Here is a 13,970-nt window from a genome sequence, read left to right on the forward strand (position 1 = left end):
CACTATTTGCGCTTTGTTTGATCTCTATTTGCTTAACTCGCGCTCGACGGCGTAGACGGCGATCTGCACGCGGCTGCTGAGCTTAAGCTTTTTGAGGATGTTTTGCACGTGGATTTTCACCGTGCTTTCGGCCACGTCGAGCTGGCGCGCGATTTCCTTGTTGCTCAGTCCTTGCGCCAGGCAGGCCATGGCTTCGCGTTCGCGCGGCGTCAGTTTGTCATAGTCTTCCTGGGGCGCATTCTGCCCCGCGCGGAACTGCGATACGAGCTTGGCCGTCATGGCGTCGGCGATCACGGATTCGCCGGCGGCGGCGCGGCAAATGGCCTGGCCCAGCTGTTCGGCTTCGATATTTTTCAGCAAGTAGCCGCGCGCGCCCGCGCGCAGGGCCGCGCCGAGGTCGGCCGCGTTTTCCGACACGGTCAGCATCAGCACCACCATCTGCGGCAGGTCCTGCAAGATCAGCTGCAGCGCCTCGACGCCAGTCACGCCGGGCATGTTCAAGTCCATCAGCACCACGTCGGGCTGCAGTTCGGCCGCCAGGCGCACGCCGTCCAGCCCGTTCGATGCCTCGCCCACCACCTGGAATTGAGGATTGCGCTGCAGCAGCAGCTTGACGCCGCTGCGCAGCAAGGTGTGGTCGTCGACCAGCAGGATTTTGATTGGTGCGTTCACGTGTTTGTTGCCTGATAAAGATGATTCATTTGTTACGCGGCCTGGCGCCGGGCTGCCGGCAAGGCCAGCGAGATCGTCGTGCCGCCGCCGGGCGTGCTGTCGATGGCAAATTGCGCACCGAGCCGCTCGGCTCTTTCCTGCATGATACGCAAGCCGATCTGCAATTCCGTTTTCTTGTCGCGCAGGTTGGCGGCAAAGCCTTCGCCATCGTCGCGCACCTGCAGCGCAAAATCGCGCCCGTTGTCCACGCGCAGCGCCACGTTGCTCGCTTGTGCGTGCTTGCGGATATTCGACAGCGCTTCCTGCACGATGAACAGTATCTGCAACTGCTGCTCGGGCGCCAGCGGCGCGCCGTTGCCGCTCATTTCCAGGGTGCCGATCACGCCCGTCTGCAGCTCGAACTTGGCCAGCACTTCCGACAGCTTGCTTTCGAGGTCGCTGCCATGCCAGCGCGTGCGGAAATTGACGAGCAATTCGCGCACGTCCTGGTAGCTTTGCTCGACACCCATGCGCATCAGCGGCAACACTTCGGCCGCTTCGTCGAGCTGGCCCCGGCGCACGGAGTCGTCGAGCATCTGCACTTGCAGGCTGATGAAGTTCAAGCTTTGCGCGATGCTGTCATGCAAGCCTTCGGCCAGCAGGCTGCGTTCGCGCGCGACGGCAAACTCCTTTTCGCGCGCGATCAGGCGCTGGTTTTCAATGGCGATGCCCAGGCTCTGGCCCAGGGTTTCCAGCCAGCCCTGCTGCTGCGCCTGCACGGCTTGCGGCTGCGCAAAGTGCAGCGAAAAGCTGCCGACCACCTGCTCGCGCGCAAGGATGGGGAAGACGGCGATGGCAATGAACCCTTCGTCCTGGCAACGGTAGCGCTGCAAGGCTTCGACCTGGCGGAAATCGCGGATCTGGATCACGCCCTGCGCCACGGCCGCGCCGCACAGGCAATCGTTGTTGCGGATGCAGTGTTCCTCTTCCACCATGGCGTCGGAAATGCCCTCGTGCACAATGATGTGCACGGTGTCCTGCTGCGGATCGAGGATGCGCACGGTGCCGCCTTCGGCCTGCGCGAACTCCATCACGTGGCGCAGGAAGCCACGGCACAGCGCATCGATGGCGTGCTGTCCCGCCAGCAAGGTGGAAATTTCGTGCAGGGTGGCCAGCTGGCGTTCCTGCGCGGCGCTCAGGCCCGATGCGGCTTGCGCCAGGCGGCGCTGGCGCCAGCGCGAGGCTGGAAGTTGTTTGCGGGAAGGTTGACTGCGCGGCGCATGCATGACGAACTCGAATCTGAAAAGTGGTGCGCCCGGCAAGCGCTGCGGCTTGCCGGGCTGGTGAAGGTTACAAATGAATCTCGGTACCGAGCAGCTTGACGAACTGCGCCAGCCAGGCCGGATGCGCGGGCCAGGCGGGCGCCGTGACGAACTGGCCATCCGTGACGGCGTCCGTGACGGCGATGTCGGCATACGTGCCGCCCGCCAGTTTCACTTCCGGCGCACAGGCTGGATAGGCGGAAATGCGCTTGCCACGGATGACGTCGGCGGCGGCCAGCAATTGCGCGCCATGGCAGACGGCCGCGACAGGCTTGCCCGCCTCGGCGAAATGGCGCACGGCGGCGATGACCTTGTCGTTCAGGCGCAGGTATTCAGGGGCGCGGCCGCCGGCGATCATCACGGCGTCATAGTCGGCCGGGTCGATCTCGTCGAAGCTGGCGTTCAGGGTGAACAGATGGCCCGGCTTTTCCGTGTAGGTCTGGTCGCCCTCGAAATCGTGGATGGCCGTCTTGATCGTCTCGCCGCTTTTCTTGCCGGGGCAGACGGCATGCACGGTATGCCCGAGCATCAGCAGGGCCTGGAACGGCACCATCGTTTCATAATCTTCTGCAAAATCGCCGGTCAAAAACAGAATTTTTTTCGCTGCCATTTGGTTCTCCTATGAAAGATTGATCCCGCAAGACGTATCTTAGCGCGACTTGGCAGCCATACTGGATATTTATCAAACTTTTGCGCCTTGATCGAGGATTTTACAGGCTGAGGCGGAATTATTTGCAGCCTCGCAGGTCAAATCAAGCACACCTCGTTGAAAGGCAGGGCCATGGACAGCAGCAGCACACTGATACGTATCTTCGACCATTTAGCCGATGCAGAGCGCGCCCGCAACCGGCTGCTGGCCGAAGGTTTCCTTTCTCACGCCGTGCAGCTGGACGCGGGCGACGACGAGGCTGGCCCCGTGCAGGGCAATTTCACGGTCGGCAATTGCGACACCCTCACCAGCCGGCTGGAACGGGCGATCAATGCCCTGTTCGGCGGCGACAACCATATGTACCGGCGCAACTACGGCAAGACGGCGTTCCGCGGCATGGTCCGCCTGGTGGTGGCCACGCGTCACGCCGAGGAACAGCAGCGCGCGCACGCCATCGTGCAAGCGTGCGGCGGCAGCGATATCGAACAGCGCACGGCCCGCTGCGACCAGGACAGGCACGACGCGATGGCGGCCCTGTCGCGCTAGCCGGCGCGCGTACAGCAAGGAGAACAAGCATGGACGTCACATGGGTGGTAGTGGCCGACAGCAGCCGGGCGCGGCTGTTTGCGCTGGGACAGCAAAACCAGCTGGGCGAGCTGCAAGATTTTGTCAATCCGGCGGGCCGTGAAACGGAGAACGCCTTGAACAGCGACGCCAGCGGACGCTTCGGCAGCGGCATGCGCGCGGGGACCCAGGCGGGCACGCAGGCGCACACGACCGAGCCACGGGTGACGCCAGTCGAGCATGCGAACGAACAGTTTGCACGGCATATCGCGCAAGTGCTGCAACAGGGCTTGCAGCAACAGCGCTACAACAAGCTGTGCCTGGTAGCCGCGCCCAAGTTCCTGGGGCAGTTGCGTCTAAGCCTCGATGCCCAGGTGGAAAAACGGCTCAGCCATGCCCTGGCCAGAGATGTCGCCAGCATGAACGTGCCCCAGCTGGAAGCCTATTTGCAGCAGGCGCTGGACAGGAGCGGCGACGACAGCTGAACGGCCGGTGGCCCGGCACCACCCGCAAGCGGGCACAATCTGTGGCAAGATCTGCGTTCTTTCTTTCAAAACCGGAACTTGTCATGATTTTTGAAATTGCCCACATCCAGATCAAATCGGCCACGCACGCTGCCTTCGAAGCGGCCGTGACGAAAGCCGTCCCCCTGTTCCAGCGCGCACGCGGCTGCGAGTCGATGCGCCTGGAGCGCTCGATCGAAAACGGCGATGCCTACCGCCTGGTGGTGGGCTGGACAACCCTGGAAGACCATACCGTGCATTTCCGCGGCAGCGACGACTTCCAGGCATGGCGCGGCCTGGTCGGTGAATTTTTCGCCGCACCGCCGCAGGTCGAGCACATGGATACGGTGGTGACGGGGTTTTAAGTCGGGGTTGCACACAGACACACACAGACACCCGAGCACACCGGCTGCCCGCCGGCTTGCCAGGTTTGTCGGATTACGCGCGGCTTTGCCGCACTAATCCGACCTACCCTACTAGACAGGCGCCTGGATGGCAGGATGGTGGAACACCTGTCGCAGGTAGGCGAGGAAGGTCTCATCCTTGCACAGGGTCTTGCCCGGCGAATCCGACAGTTTCGCCACGGACTGGCCATTGCAGCGCACCAGTTTCATGACGATGTTGAGCGGCGTCAAGCCGACATCGTTGGTGAGGTTGGTGCCGATGCCAAAGCCCGTCATGATGCGGTCGGCGAAGTGCTGGTACAGGGCAAACGCCTTGTCCAGGTCCAGGCCGTCGGAAAACACGAGGCGCTTGGTATTGCCGTCGATGCGCAGGGCCGCGTAGTGGGCCAGCGCCTTCTCGCCCCACTCGACGGGATCGCCCGAATCGTGGCGCAAACCGTCGAACAGCTTGGCGAAATACAGGTCGAAGTCGGCCAGGAAAGCATCCATGCCGACCACGTCGGTCAGGGCAATGCCCAGGTCGCCCCGGTATTCCTGCACCCAGTCTTCCAGTGCCGCCTTTTGAAAGTCGCGCAGGCGCACGCCGAACGACTGGAACGATTGCATGTATTCATGCGCCATGGTGCCGATCGGCACGATGCCGAGCTTTTTCGCCAGGTAGACATTCGACGTGCCCTTGAAATACTCGGGCACGTCGCGCGCCAGGCGCTGCACCACCTCGTCGTGCCAGGCGCCGGAAAAACGCCGGCGCACGCCGAAATCGGAAAATTCAAACGGATGCTTGCGCCGCGGCAGCTTGCCGAATTCCTTGACGGCTTCCACTTTCAAGCCCAGGCGGTGGCGCCCTTCGCGCATGGCCGCATCGAGGTCGAAGCGGCGGAAATACAGTTCGTTGATGATGTACAGCACGAAAATCTCGAAGCCCATCACATGCACCTGCGGCCCGGCCGCGTGCACGAGCAAGGTGTCGCCGTCCGTGCTCACGTCGATGAACTTGCGCTGAAAGCGGAACACCGTCAGGAAATCGACGAAGTCGCTCTTCATGAAGCGCAAGGTGCGCAGATAGGCCAGCTCGTCGTCGGCAAACGACATCGAGCACAGGTGGTCGAGCTGCTCTTCCAGCTCGCCCTTCAGTTCGGCCAGGGGAAAGGCAGTGGCGTTGCGGCAGACAAATTCGTATTCGGTATGGGTATTCGGATGACCGTGCAGCAAGGCTTGCCACATTGTAAATTTATACAGATCGGTTTCCAGCAAACTGCGCACTATCGGGGTCATGTGTGTTTTCTCCAACTTCCTGAAGCCAGAATAGTACGCCACCGCAAGCATTTCAGCAGGGCACGATTAATATTGGCTCAGGCAGCCGCGTTGGCCAGCAGTTCAGGCAAGACGTCGGCGGATGTCGCCAGCCGCACGCCGCGCTCGTGCATGGCGGCAAGGAAGTCGCGCTGCTGTGCTTCAAAGCCCGTGACGGGGCTCATGCAGTCCGTCAGCAGCACCAGCCGCGACAGGGCCGTCTTGCCTTGCTGCGCCTCCAGGTAGTCGGCGATGTGCTCGGTGCTGGCTTTCACGCAGTGGCTGCCCGCTTCGCCGCAGATGTAAATCTGCTGCGCCGGCAGCAAGGTGGAGAGGAAGTCCAGGTTGAGCAGAGTGGCAGCATCCTGTGCGTCGGGCACTTCCGCCATGACGGCCGAGTAATGCTCGGTCCACGGATTCGAACCCTTGCTCAGCTTGGCAACCACTTGCAGGTGATCCACTTCCCAGCCGTTGTAGGCGGCGCGCACGGCCGCGTGGATATTCTGGCCCCAGCTGCCGATCTCGCAGTGCACGGGCCACACCATCAATTGATAGCGCCCCGCCTTCTGCAAGGCATCAAGGTAAGCCAGCGCGCGCGGCAAGGCATCGCTGGCGGCGGGCAGGAACAAGCGGTCGCGCACTTGCTGGGCCGTGATCTGCGTGAACGGCGGCACGGCGCCGCCATCGCCCGTGCGCCAGAAGGCGGGGTGGGCAATGTCGTAGCGGTGGTGGGCGTCGAGCGTCACGCTGATTTGCGTCAAGCCATTGCCCCCTTCGCGGATCAGCTGCGCCACGCGCAGCATGTCGGCGTGGGCGCCGGGCACGGCCAGGGCCGGTGCCGTGCCGGCAGGCAGCCATTCGGCGGGCAAGTCGCAAAAATCGTTTTGCGGGTCGATGACGAGCAGGTGCAGCTGGCGTTTCATGGCGGTCCTCGTGCGTGGCGGGAACTTGCATGATAATGGCAACATCGCCATCACGCCAATCCCGGGCCCGCCATGCACCTTCCACATCGCAATAACTTGCGTCCAAACAAATTACTCAACAGCAAATGGACAGCGGTGACACCCGTCAACAAGGAAAAACATTTTCTCATCATCAAGGTGTGCGCCGCAGCCACGCCGGATGAATCCGTCACGCACGTGGAACTGGAAGCCGTGCATTCCGGCCGCGTGCAGATCCTGCCCTGGCGCGCGCTGCAGGATGCGACGCAGTGGCATCAAGGGTGGAAAACATAACGGCGCTGGCGCCGCTCGACCAGCTTCAATGCCACCTCGGCAGCCTCGCCGACGGCTTCGGCTTCCGTCGCAAACGGATGGTCGGCCAGCACGCGGTGCTTTTTGACGATATTGTTCCTGTGCATGGGATTGTTCGAGGGGGTGTACAGGGACACATAGGCGCCCCACAGCTTGCAACCGCGTAAGGGTTCCGCCGTGTAATTTATTTCATACGTATCAACGTACTTTATCGGCACGATGTTTGCTCCAAAAATGACATCCCCGGGTAGCCTGTCTCAACGGCCCTACCCGGCGTAGGGTTGGAATACATGCAATCGCGCTTGCTCAGGATACTGACTCACTTATCTGCTTTTTATTACGCGGCACAGGGAAAAACTTGAACGCCTGCCTCACTTGAGGCATGGCGGCACGCCCACTGAAAGTATAGACGATGCGAAAAAATTATGAGAAGGCAACTCTGTACTGAACGCCGCTGGCGCCTGCCCTATTTCGCCGCCTCGGCCGCGGGATGCATGGACCAGACGACGCTGAGGATTTTCCATTGACCATCGCGCTTGACCATCTGCCACGCTTCGACGCCATAGTTGGACAGTTTGTCGCCGACGAGGAATTCATAGTCGAAGTTGACCCACGCGACATGGCGGTCCTGGGTGATCTTGACGTTGTAGAATTTTTCTTCCGTGCGCAGGGGTTCGCGCTTGATGTAGTTGGCGAAACCGACGTAGCCGGCCGCCGCGACGCCGTCGAAGTGGACGTCCGTCGTGTCGCGCATTTTCTGGATGAAAGCGTCATCGGCCGGCGAGGCGAACAGGATGTTCGTGTGCAGCATCAGCGACGACAGCAGCTTGACATCCTTGGCGATCAGCGCCGCCTGGAAGTCGGCGACGACTTTTTCAATGGCGCGGATATCCTCGGGCGTGGACGCGTGGCGGCCCACGTGGGACGGCGCCACGGGCGCCGTCTGCGCCAGCGCAATGCCAGCTGAAAACAAGGAACATCCGAACAGTACTGCGCTTGCCAACTTGTGCATGAGGGACTTTCATGGCGAACGGCTCGCCGGCCTGGCACGGGGCGTGCCGCCGGCGAGCTTATGTCAGCCATAGCAGATTGGCAATCCCTCTTTGGAACTAGATGGCGGCAAACTCAGGCAGCCAGGGCTTCGATCGACGCGCGGCCCTTGGCGATGGCGCTGGTGACGGCATCCTCGCCCATGGCCACGCCTTCGGCTTGCACGAATTCGATGTCCGTGATGCCGATGAAGCCCAGCGCCGTGCGCAGATATGTGCTCAGGTAGTCATACGCGGCGCCCGGGCCTTCGCTGTAGACGCCGCCGCTGGCCGTGAAAATATAGGCTTTCTTGCCCGTAGCCAGGCCAACGGGGCCATTGGCCGTGTACTGGAAAGTGCGGCCCGCGCGCGCCACGTGGTCGATCCACGCCTTCAGGGTCGAGGGCACGGAAAAGTTGTACATGGGCGCGGCCAGCACCAGCACGTCGGCGGCCAGCAATTCATCGACCAGGGTATCGGACAATTGCACGGCCGCTGCCGCCTGCGCGCTGCGCTGCTCGGCTGGCGTGAAGAACGCGCCCATGACTTCTTCCGTCAGGTGCGGCACCGGTTGCGCAGCCAGGTCGCGCACGACGATGGTGTCGCCTTGCGCGGCCAGTTTGGCGACGAATTCGCCCGACAATTGACGCGACAGGGAACCGCTGTTGCGCACGCTGCTATTGATGTGTAGTACGTTTGCCATGATGCACTCCTTCAAGAACGATAGATGGGGGTGCGGCGTTTGCTGCACTTGCACACATCATAGTTCGGGTCTACTATCGATGAAACCATGTAAATATAAATGGTTATCATCGATTTTTTAGATATGGAGTTGTCATGAGAGAACCGGGCCAGCCATCGCTCGACCAGTTGCGCGTCTTCGTCGCCGTCATCGACGCGGGCGGTTTCGCCCACGCGGCACGCCAGCTGCACCGCACGCAATCGGTGATCAGCTACACCATCGCCAACCTGGAAGAACAGCTGAACGTGGTGCTGCTCGACCGCAGCAAGCGCAAGCCCACGCTGACGGACGCGGGCAAGGCTCTGCTGGCCGATGCGCGCGCCGTGGCCCTGAAGGTCGACGGCATGCGCGCGCGGGCCAAGGCACTGGCCGGCGGGCTCGAGGCGGAAGTATCGGTGGTGGTCGACGTGATGTTTCCCACCTGCGTGCTGGTGCGCGTGCTCGAGGCGTTCCAGGCACAGTTCCCCACCGTCGCCCTGCGCCTGCGCATCGAAGCGATGGGCGCCGTGGCGCAGCTGGTGATGGATGGCAGCTGCCACATCGGCCTTGGCGGCTGGATGACGGCCACGGCCAGCGTCTTCGAGCGCCTGGCCGTCGGCCACGTGCGCCTGATTCCCGTGGCCGCGCCCAGCCACGCGCTGGCGCAGCTGGCCGGACCGATTGCCTCGAGCGTGGCGCGCGAACACGTGCAGCTGGTGCTCAGCGACCGCAGCGTGCTCACGGAGGGCCAGGATTTCGGCGTGCTGGGATTGCGCAACTGGCGCCTGGGCGACCTCGGCTCCAAGCACGCGCTGCTGCGCGCGGGCCTGGGTTGGGGCAACATGCCCGAAGCGATGGTGCGCGAGGACCTGGCCGAAGGCCGTTTGGTGCACCTGCCGCTGGCCGTCGACAATGGCGAGAATTACCCGATTTATTTGATCCAGCGCGCCGACACGCCGCCGGGGCAGGCGGGCAAGTGGCTGACGGAGCGGTTTGCGGAGCAGTTGCCGCTGCTGGAACAAGTCTTCTAGATGCGCGCGCGGACGGGTATCATGCCGCAGCAAACCCCAAACAAGTGCTGGGGTCAGTCCCTGCGGGATCGCAACCCGTCCCATTGGGACGGGTTGCCCCGACGGGTCTGACCCCGATTTCAGACACAACCTTGAAGAGATTCACATGGCCGGCATCGACGACTTCGTCAACAAGCAAAAACCTGGCGCGCGCTTCGTCATCACGGCGCAGATGCTGCGCATGACGCCGCAGCAGTTCGACTCGCTGGCGCAGGAGTGGATGGAAGACGGCGGTCCCGGCTTCGACGTGGCCGGCATCCCGCACCGGGTCGTCGTCGATGGGCAGTTTTATATCGGCAGGATCACCGTGCAGCGGCACGGCGACCCCGCCTGAGGCTTACTCGACACCCAGCACGTGCAGGCGCCGGCGCAGGCGCGCCACTTCTTCCGATAAATCGACCACCAGCGCGGCCAGTTCGGCGTTCGCGTCGAACACGGATTCGATTTCATGCAGGCGGCGCGCGCGCACCAGGTCCAGACTCGTGAAGCGCCAGGCCGTCAGTTGTCCCGCCGGCGGACCGTCCTGCAGCAGCACGCCAGTCTGCACGTGCTGCACCACCCAGTCCGGCTCCACGGCGCAGGCGCGCGCCAGTTCTTCCAGGCTCAGGGCACGGTCTTCCAGCAATTCGCCAATTACCTTGTTTGTCATGATTTAGCCTCCCAGCTTCTGGCGCGGATTGAAAGCCATCTCGCGCGCCATGGTTGCATACAGTTCGCGCGCCTTGTCGTCGTTCGCCGGCGGCAGCGCCACTTCCAGCAGCAGATACAGATCGCCCGGCTGGGCGGCGGGAATGCCGCGCCCTTTCAGGCGCAGCTTGCGCCCCGTCTGCGAATTGGGCGGCACGGTGACGGTCACCGTGCCCGATGGCGTGGGCACGTCGATGTCGCCGCCCAGCGCCGCTTCCCATGGCGTGACGGGCACCGTCTCGAAGACGTCGCGCCCCTCCACCTTGTAGCGCGCATCGGGCCGGAAGCGGATTTCCAGGTATAAATCGCCGGCGGGCGCGCCGCCGCTGCCCGGATTGCCCTGTCCCTTCATGCGCAGCTGCTGCCCTTCCGTGACGCCTTTCGGTATCGTCACTTCCAGGGTGCGCTCGCGCGTCACCACGTGGCCTTGCGCATCCGCTTCGGGCACGCGCATGACGATGTGGCGCTTGGCGCCCTGGTAGCTGTCCTGCAGGTCGATGGTGATGGCGGCGTGACTGTCCTCGCCCTGCATCTGGAAGGTGCTGTTGGCGCGGCGCCGTCCGCCCACGTGGGCGAACAGGTCGGCAAAGAAATCGCTGTCGTCGGCACCCGACGACTCGTAGCCCGCACCCCAGTCCGGCGGCGGCCGGAATGGCTGGCCTTGCGCGCCCGGATTGCGGCCCAGTTCATCGTAGGCCGCGCGCTTTTCCGCGTCGCCCAGCACGCCATACGCCTCGTTCAGGGCCTTGGTGCGCTTGTCGGCGTCCGGCTCCTTGCTCACGTCGGGATGGTATTTGCGCACCAGCTTGCGGTACGCTTTCTTGATATCGGCCTCGGACGCCGTCTTATCGACGCCAAGTTCCTTGTAGTAGTCCTTGTATTCCACCGTGCCTGCTCCCCATGGTTGAAGTGCCTATGGGAAGAGTACACGAATTGGTCAAAGGGCAGCGTGCGCACAATACAGCGCCGCCCGTCGGCGGAATCAGCGCACGCGGCGCACCGAAGAAATGCGGCGGTCGAGGCCACCGTGCAGGCGGCCGTAGCTGCCCGGCCCCATGACCACGCAGCGGCCGCGGAAGTTGGCGTCGACGCAGAATTCCCAGCGGCCGTAATTGACGACGACCGATTCGGCGCGGTCATTGAAGCCATAGCGGCTCAAGTCGTGCACTTCGCGGTCCAGGCGCACGGGCCGGCCGCGCATGCCGGCATCGGGGAACAGCAGCACGGCGCCATTCGCGTCGGGACGGTGGCCGCCGCCATGGCCGTGGCCGGGATAACCGGGATACGGGCGCTCCGGCTCCGGACGCGGCGGGCGTGGCGGATACGGTCGGTGATCGCCGCCGCCATGACCCGGGCGGCCCACTTCGCGCACGGAGGACACGGCGTCGTTCATGCCCGGCATGCTGCCGTAGCGGCCAGGTCCGAAAGTACGGCAGTTGCCACGGTAATTGGCGTCCTTGCACACTTCCCACGTGCCCGAGCGCACGATGATGCTCGAGGTCTTGTCGTTAAAGCCCATGCGCGACAGATCGCCCGTGTCGTAACGCAGGGTCACGGGGCGGCCGCGGAAACCGGCGTCTTCGAACAGGGTGATTTCGCCCGCGGATGCGGCAATGGGGGCAAGCAAGGTGGCGGCGCACAACAGCGCGGGCCGGAAAGATAAAACCATGACAACTCCAATACTGATGACATTTTCGCCAGTGTAGACCAGGCGGCAGGCGGCGAGTGTAACAAAGGGCAAGCAAATGTCAGCGCACGGCAGCGAATGTAAAAACCGCCTGGCGGGATCAACCCGGCAGGCGGCCTGTCTGCATGGTGGCAGAAAAAATCAGCGTACGCGGCGCAGCGAGGAAATCTGGTTTTCCATGGCGTTCAGGCGGCCGTATTCGCCCGGCCCGATCACTTCGCAGCGGCCATGGAAGTTCGAATCGCTGCACACTTCCCACTGGCCCTCGTTGACGACCATGGACGAGGCGCGGTCGTTGAAGTTGTAGCGCACCAGGTCTTCCGCATTGCGGTCCAGCGCCAGCGGTTCGCCGCGCATGCCCGCTTCGGGGAACAGCAGCACGGCGCCGCGCTGCTGGTACTGCGGCTGCTGGTATTGCGGATATTGCGGATATTGCGGCTGATCGTATTGCGGCCGCTGGTACTGATTATCGTACTGCTGCTGACGGCGCGCTTCGCGCTCGTCGACCATGCGCGCCGACGAGACGCGCCCATCGAGGCCGCGTCCCAGGTCGTCGTGGCGGCCGGGGCCGAAGATGCGGCATACGCCGTTGTAGTTCGAATCGCTGCACAGCTGCCAGTAGCCGTTATAGATGACGATGCTGCTGGTGCGGTCGTTGAAACCGATATTGACGAAGTCGTCCGTGTCGCGGTTCAGTCGCGCCGAGCCGCCATTCTGGCCCGCGCCCGAATACACTTCCAGGGTACCGCCACGGCCATAGCCGCCGCCATGGCCCCGGTCGGGATCGCGTCCGGGGCGTCCCGGATTGGTGCCATCGCCGCGCCCCGACTCGCGCACCGAACTGATGGCGTCATTCATGCCCGGCATCGAGCGGTATTCGCCCGGCCCCAGGGTGCGGCAATTGCCGCGAAAACCGGCATCCGTACACACGTCCCAGGTACCCGAGCGCACCAGGATGCTCGACACCTTGTCGTTGAAGCCCATGCGCGACAGATCGTCCGTCGTCTCGCGCAGGTTCACTGCGCGGCCACGCAGATCAACGTCTTCGAACAAGGTGATATCGCCCGCATGGGCGGCCGCATGGGCCCCCAGCGAAAGCAGCAAGGTGGCCGCGCATGCCAGCGTATGTTTGAAAGGGCCCGTCATGATTAACTCCATTCTTCATTCTTTGGTGATGATTTGCCTGGCAAAACGCCAGGATGCCATTGTAACAAGTGCCAGCCCGCGGGGAAGATCCGACCCCGCGTTCAGTACAGGCGGCGCAGCGAGGAAATGCGCTTGTCGAGCGCCGTGTCCAGTACTTCATACTTGCCCGGCCCCATGCGCTCGCAGTTGCCGTTGAACTGCGAGTTCGTGCAGACTTCCCAGGTGCCTTCGTTGATGGCGATGGATTCGGCCTGGTCGTTGAAGTTCAGGAGCACCAGGTCGCTGACGTCGCGGTTTACCTGCAGCCCCCGCCCCTTGAGGAACGCGCGGCCATACAGCACCACCAGGCCCTCGTCATTTTGCGGACGGTTCTCCTCGCGCGGATCGACCAGGCGCGCCGACGACACGCGCCCACTCAGGCTGCCCAGGTCATCGTGGCTGCCAGGCCCGAATACGCGGCAGCTGCCATGGTAGTTGGAATCGCTGCACAACTGCCAGTAGCCGTACTCGATGCGCGCGCTGCTGGCGCGGTCGTTGAAGCCGATGTCGACCAAGTCGTCTCGGTCCGAATTCACGCCGGCCGACGCGCCGCGCTGGCCGCCGTCGGCGTACAGCTGCAGCGCCGCGCGGCGTCCACTACCGCTGCCGCTGCCCTGCCCGCCGCCGATTTCGCGCACGGATGAAATTTTATCGTTCATGCCCGGCATCGAGCGGTAGTCGCCCCGTTCCAGCGTCTTGCAATCGCCCTTGAAATCGCCATGCGTGCACACTTCCCAGCTGCCCGAATCGACCTGGATACTCGAGACGGTGTCATTGAAATTGACGCGCGACAGGTCGTCCGTCGTATCGCGCAAGACCACTACGCGTCCCTTGAAATTGTCGTCGGTGTACAGGCGTATCTCGCCGGCCTGCGCCGCGAGGTGGACAAACAGCGAACTGGCGCACAGCAGAGCAAAGGCGAACGGGCGATTCATGGGAAGGTCTCCGGTGGC

19 protein-coding genes are annotated in these 13,970 nt (G+C 63.2%); 6 read left to right on the forward strand and 13 right to left on the reverse strand.

Features of this window, described 5'->3' with window-relative positions; translation table 11 throughout:
- Positions 1-24: 24 nt before the first annotated feature.
- The 3 genes from IGS55_RS06280 to IGS55_RS06290 form a co-directional block, all read right to left on the reverse strand.
- On the reverse strand, positions 25-672 hold the full coding sequence (locus IGS55_RS06280) for a response regulator (RefSeq protein WP_034759680.1): 648 nt from the start codon (positions 670-672) through the stop codon (positions 25-27).
- Positions 673-704: 32 nt separating this feature from the next.
- The gene (locus tag IGS55_RS06285) at positions 705-1,937 is read right to left on the reverse strand and encodes a GAF domain-containing sensor histidine kinase (RefSeq protein WP_070303657.1); all 1,233 of its coding nucleotides are present in this window, start codon (positions 1,935-1,937) and stop codon (positions 705-707) included.
- Between the two features lie 64 nt (positions 1,938-2,001).
- The gene (locus tag IGS55_RS06290) at positions 2,002-2,583 is read right to left on the reverse strand and encodes a DJ-1/PfpI family protein (protein ID WP_230515524.1); all 582 of its coding nucleotides are present in this window, start codon (positions 2,581-2,583) and stop codon (positions 2,002-2,004) included.
- Positions 2,584-2,754: 171 nt separating this feature from the next.
- On the opposite strand from IGS55_RS06290, the gene IGS55_RS06295 reads away from it, so the two are divergent.
- From IGS55_RS06295 to IGS55_RS06305, 3 genes are all read left to right on the forward strand, one after another.
- Positions 2,755-3,168 carry a hypothetical protein gene (locus IGS55_RS06295; protein ID WP_230515525.1) on the forward strand — a complete coding sequence of 138 codons (414 nt, stop codon included), beginning with the start codon at positions 2,755-2,757 and terminating at the stop codon, positions 3,166-3,168.
- A gap of 29 nt (positions 3,169-3,197) precedes the next feature.
- Entirely contained in the window at positions 3,198-3,671 is a 474-nt protein-coding gene (locus tag IGS55_RS06300) for a host attachment protein (protein ID WP_230515526.1), read from the forward strand.
- Between the two features lie 83 nt (positions 3,672-3,754).
- The gene (locus tag IGS55_RS06305) at positions 3,755-4,054 is read left to right on the forward strand and encodes an antibiotic biosynthesis monooxygenase family protein (RefSeq protein WP_128140312.1); all 300 of its coding nucleotides are present in this window, start codon (positions 3,755-3,757) and stop codon (positions 4,052-4,054) included.
- 111 nt (positions 4,055-4,165) lie between these two features.
- Here IGS55_RS06305 and pncB read toward each other — a convergent pair whose 3' ends face one another.
- Both pncB and IGS55_RS06315 read right to left on the reverse strand, forming a co-directional pair.
- Positions 4,166-5,368 (reverse strand): nicotinate phosphoribosyltransferase, encoded by a 1,203-nt coding sequence (gene pncB, locus IGS55_RS06310; RefSeq protein WP_230515527.1) that lies wholly within the window; start codon positions 5,366-5,368, stop codon positions 4,166-4,168.
- A gap of 77 nt (positions 5,369-5,445) precedes the next feature.
- Positions 5,446-6,309: a cysteine hydrolase gene (locus tag IGS55_RS06315; RefSeq protein WP_230515528.1), complete on the reverse strand. Its 864-nt coding sequence runs from the start codon at positions 6,307-6,309 to the stop codon at positions 5,446-5,448.
- A 72-nt stretch (positions 6,310-6,381) separates the two neighbouring features.
- Between IGS55_RS06315 and IGS55_RS06320 the strand changes: the two genes are divergently transcribed.
- Positions 6,382-6,621: a TIGR02450 family Trp-rich protein gene (locus IGS55_RS06320; protein WP_230515529.1), complete on the forward strand. Its 240-nt coding sequence runs from the start codon at positions 6,382-6,384 to the stop codon at positions 6,619-6,621.
- Here the strand turns inward: IGS55_RS06320 and IGS55_RS06325 are convergent.
- The 3 genes from IGS55_RS06325 to IGS55_RS06335 form a co-directional block, all read right to left on the reverse strand.
- A complete protein-coding gene (locus tag IGS55_RS06325; protein WP_230515530.1) occupies positions 6,603-6,776 on the reverse strand; it encodes a hypothetical protein in 174 nt (57 codons plus the stop codon). The two genes, IGS55_RS06320 and IGS55_RS06325, sit on opposite strands and share 19 nt — an antisense overlap.
- A 329-nt stretch (positions 6,777-7,105) precedes the next feature.
- The gene (locus IGS55_RS06330; protein WP_230515531.1) at positions 7,106-7,612 is read right to left on the reverse strand and encodes a nuclear transport factor 2 family protein; all 507 of its coding nucleotides are present in this window, start codon (positions 7,610-7,612) and stop codon (positions 7,106-7,108) included.
- A gap of 152 nt (positions 7,613-7,764) precedes the next feature.
- Complete coding sequence (locus IGS55_RS06335) at positions 7,765-8,370, reverse strand: FMN-dependent NADH-azoreductase (RefSeq protein WP_230515532.1); 606 nt, start codon at positions 8,368-8,370, stop codon at positions 7,765-7,767.
- 134 nt (positions 8,371-8,504) lie between these two features.
- Here IGS55_RS06335 and IGS55_RS06340 point away from each other — a divergent pair, with 134 nt between their 5' ends.
- On the forward strand, positions 8,505-9,419 hold the full coding sequence (locus IGS55_RS06340; protein ID WP_230515533.1) for a LysR family transcriptional regulator: 915 nt from the start codon (positions 8,505-8,507) through the stop codon (positions 9,417-9,419).
- 145 nt (positions 9,420-9,564) lie between these two features.
- Complete coding sequence (locus IGS55_RS06345; RefSeq protein WP_034759733.1) at positions 9,565-9,792, forward strand: hypothetical protein; 228 nt, start codon at positions 9,565-9,567, stop codon at positions 9,790-9,792.
- Positions 9,793-9,795: 3 nt separating this feature from the next.
- On the opposite strand, the gene IGS55_RS06350 is transcribed toward IGS55_RS06345, so the two are convergent.
- The 5 genes from IGS55_RS06350 to IGS55_RS06370 form a co-directional block, all read right to left on the reverse strand.
- Positions 9,796-10,107: a MerR family transcriptional regulator gene (locus IGS55_RS06350; RefSeq protein WP_034759737.1), complete on the reverse strand. Its 312-nt coding sequence runs from the start codon at positions 10,105-10,107 to the stop codon at positions 9,796-9,798.
- Between the two features lie 3 nt (positions 10,108-10,110).
- Positions 10,111-11,031 carry a DnaJ C-terminal domain-containing protein gene (locus tag IGS55_RS06355; RefSeq protein WP_230515534.1) on the reverse strand — a complete coding sequence of 307 codons (921 nt, stop codon included), beginning with the start codon at positions 11,029-11,031 and terminating at the stop codon, positions 10,111-10,113.
- A gap of 96 nt (positions 11,032-11,127) precedes the next feature.
- Positions 11,128-11,814 carry a beta/gamma crystallin-related protein gene (locus tag IGS55_RS06360; RefSeq protein ID WP_230515535.1) on the reverse strand — a complete coding sequence of 229 codons (687 nt, stop codon included), beginning with the start codon at positions 11,812-11,814 and terminating at the stop codon, positions 11,128-11,130.
- A gap of 159 nt (positions 11,815-11,973) precedes the next feature.
- A complete protein-coding gene (locus IGS55_RS06365) occupies positions 11,974-12,978 on the reverse strand; it encodes a beta/gamma crystallin-related protein (RefSeq protein ID WP_230515536.1) in 1,005 nt (334 codons plus the stop codon).
- 101 nt (positions 12,979-13,079) lie between these two features.
- On the reverse strand, positions 13,080-13,952 hold the full coding sequence (locus IGS55_RS06370) for a beta/gamma crystallin-related protein (protein WP_230515537.1): 873 nt from the start codon (positions 13,950-13,952) through the stop codon (positions 13,080-13,082).
- Between the last annotated feature and the right edge of the window lie 18 nt (positions 13,953-13,970).

It is taken from the genome of Janthinobacterium sp. EB271-G4-3-2 (genome assembly GCF_020858035.1).
Classification (GTDB): domain Bacteria; phylum Pseudomonadota; class Gammaproteobacteria; order Burkholderiales; family Burkholderiaceae_D; genus Janthinobacterium; species Janthinobacterium aestuarii.

Coding starts and splice junctions, on each gene's coding strand:
- IGS55_RS06315 (WP_230515528.1), bottom strand. CDS start 6,309: ATGAAACGCCAGCTGCACCTGCTCGTCATCGACCCGCAAAACGATTTT.
- IGS55_RS06305 (WP_128140312.1), top strand. CDS start 3,755: ATGATTTTTGAAATTGCCCACATCCAGATCAAATCGGCCACGCACGCT.
- IGS55_RS06370 (WP_230515537.1), bottom strand. CDS start 13,952: ATGAATCGCCCGTTCGCCTTTGCTCTGCTGTGCGCCAGTTCGCTGTTT.
- IGS55_RS06340 (WP_230515533.1), top strand. CDS start 8,505: ATGAGAGAACCGGGCCAGCCATCGCTCGACCAGTTGCGCGTCTTCGTC.
- IGS55_RS06345 (WP_034759733.1), top strand. CDS start 9,565: ATGGCCGGCATCGACGACTTCGTCAACAAGCAAAAACCTGGCGCGCGC.
- IGS55_RS06295 (WP_230515525.1), top strand. CDS start 2,755: ATGGACAGCAGCAGCACACTGATACGTATCTTCGACCATTTAGCCGAT.
- IGS55_RS06350 (WP_034759737.1), bottom strand. CDS start 10,107: ATGACAAACAAGGTAATTGGCGAATTGCTGGAAGACCGTGCCCTGAGC.
- IGS55_RS06335 (WP_230515532.1), bottom strand. CDS start 8,370: ATGGCAAACGTACTACACATCAATAGCAGCGTGCGCAACAGCGGTTCC.
- IGS55_RS06290 (WP_230515524.1), bottom strand. CDS start 2,583: ATGGCAGCGAAAAAAATTCTGTTTTTGACCGGCGATTTTGCAGAAGAT.
- IGS55_RS06365 (WP_230515536.1), bottom strand. CDS start 12,978: ATGACGGGCCCTTTCAAACATACGCTGGCATGCGCGGCCACCTTGCTG.
- IGS55_RS06285 (WP_070303657.1), bottom strand. CDS start 1,937: ATGCATGCGCCGCGCAGTCAACCTTCCCGCAAACAACTTCCAGCCTCG.
- IGS55_RS06360 (WP_230515535.1), bottom strand. CDS start 11,814: ATGGTTTTATCTTTCCGGCCCGCGCTGTTGTGCGCCGCCACCTTGCTT.
- IGS55_RS06300 (WP_230515526.1), top strand. CDS start 3,198: ATGGACGTCACATGGGTGGTAGTGGCCGACAGCAGCCGGGCGCGGCTG.
- IGS55_RS06320 (WP_230515529.1), top strand. CDS start 6,382: ATGCACCTTCCACATCGCAATAACTTGCGTCCAAACAAATTACTCAAC.
- pncB (WP_230515527.1), bottom strand. CDS start 5,368: ATGACCCCGATAGTGCGCAGTTTGCTGGAAACCGATCTGTATAAATTT.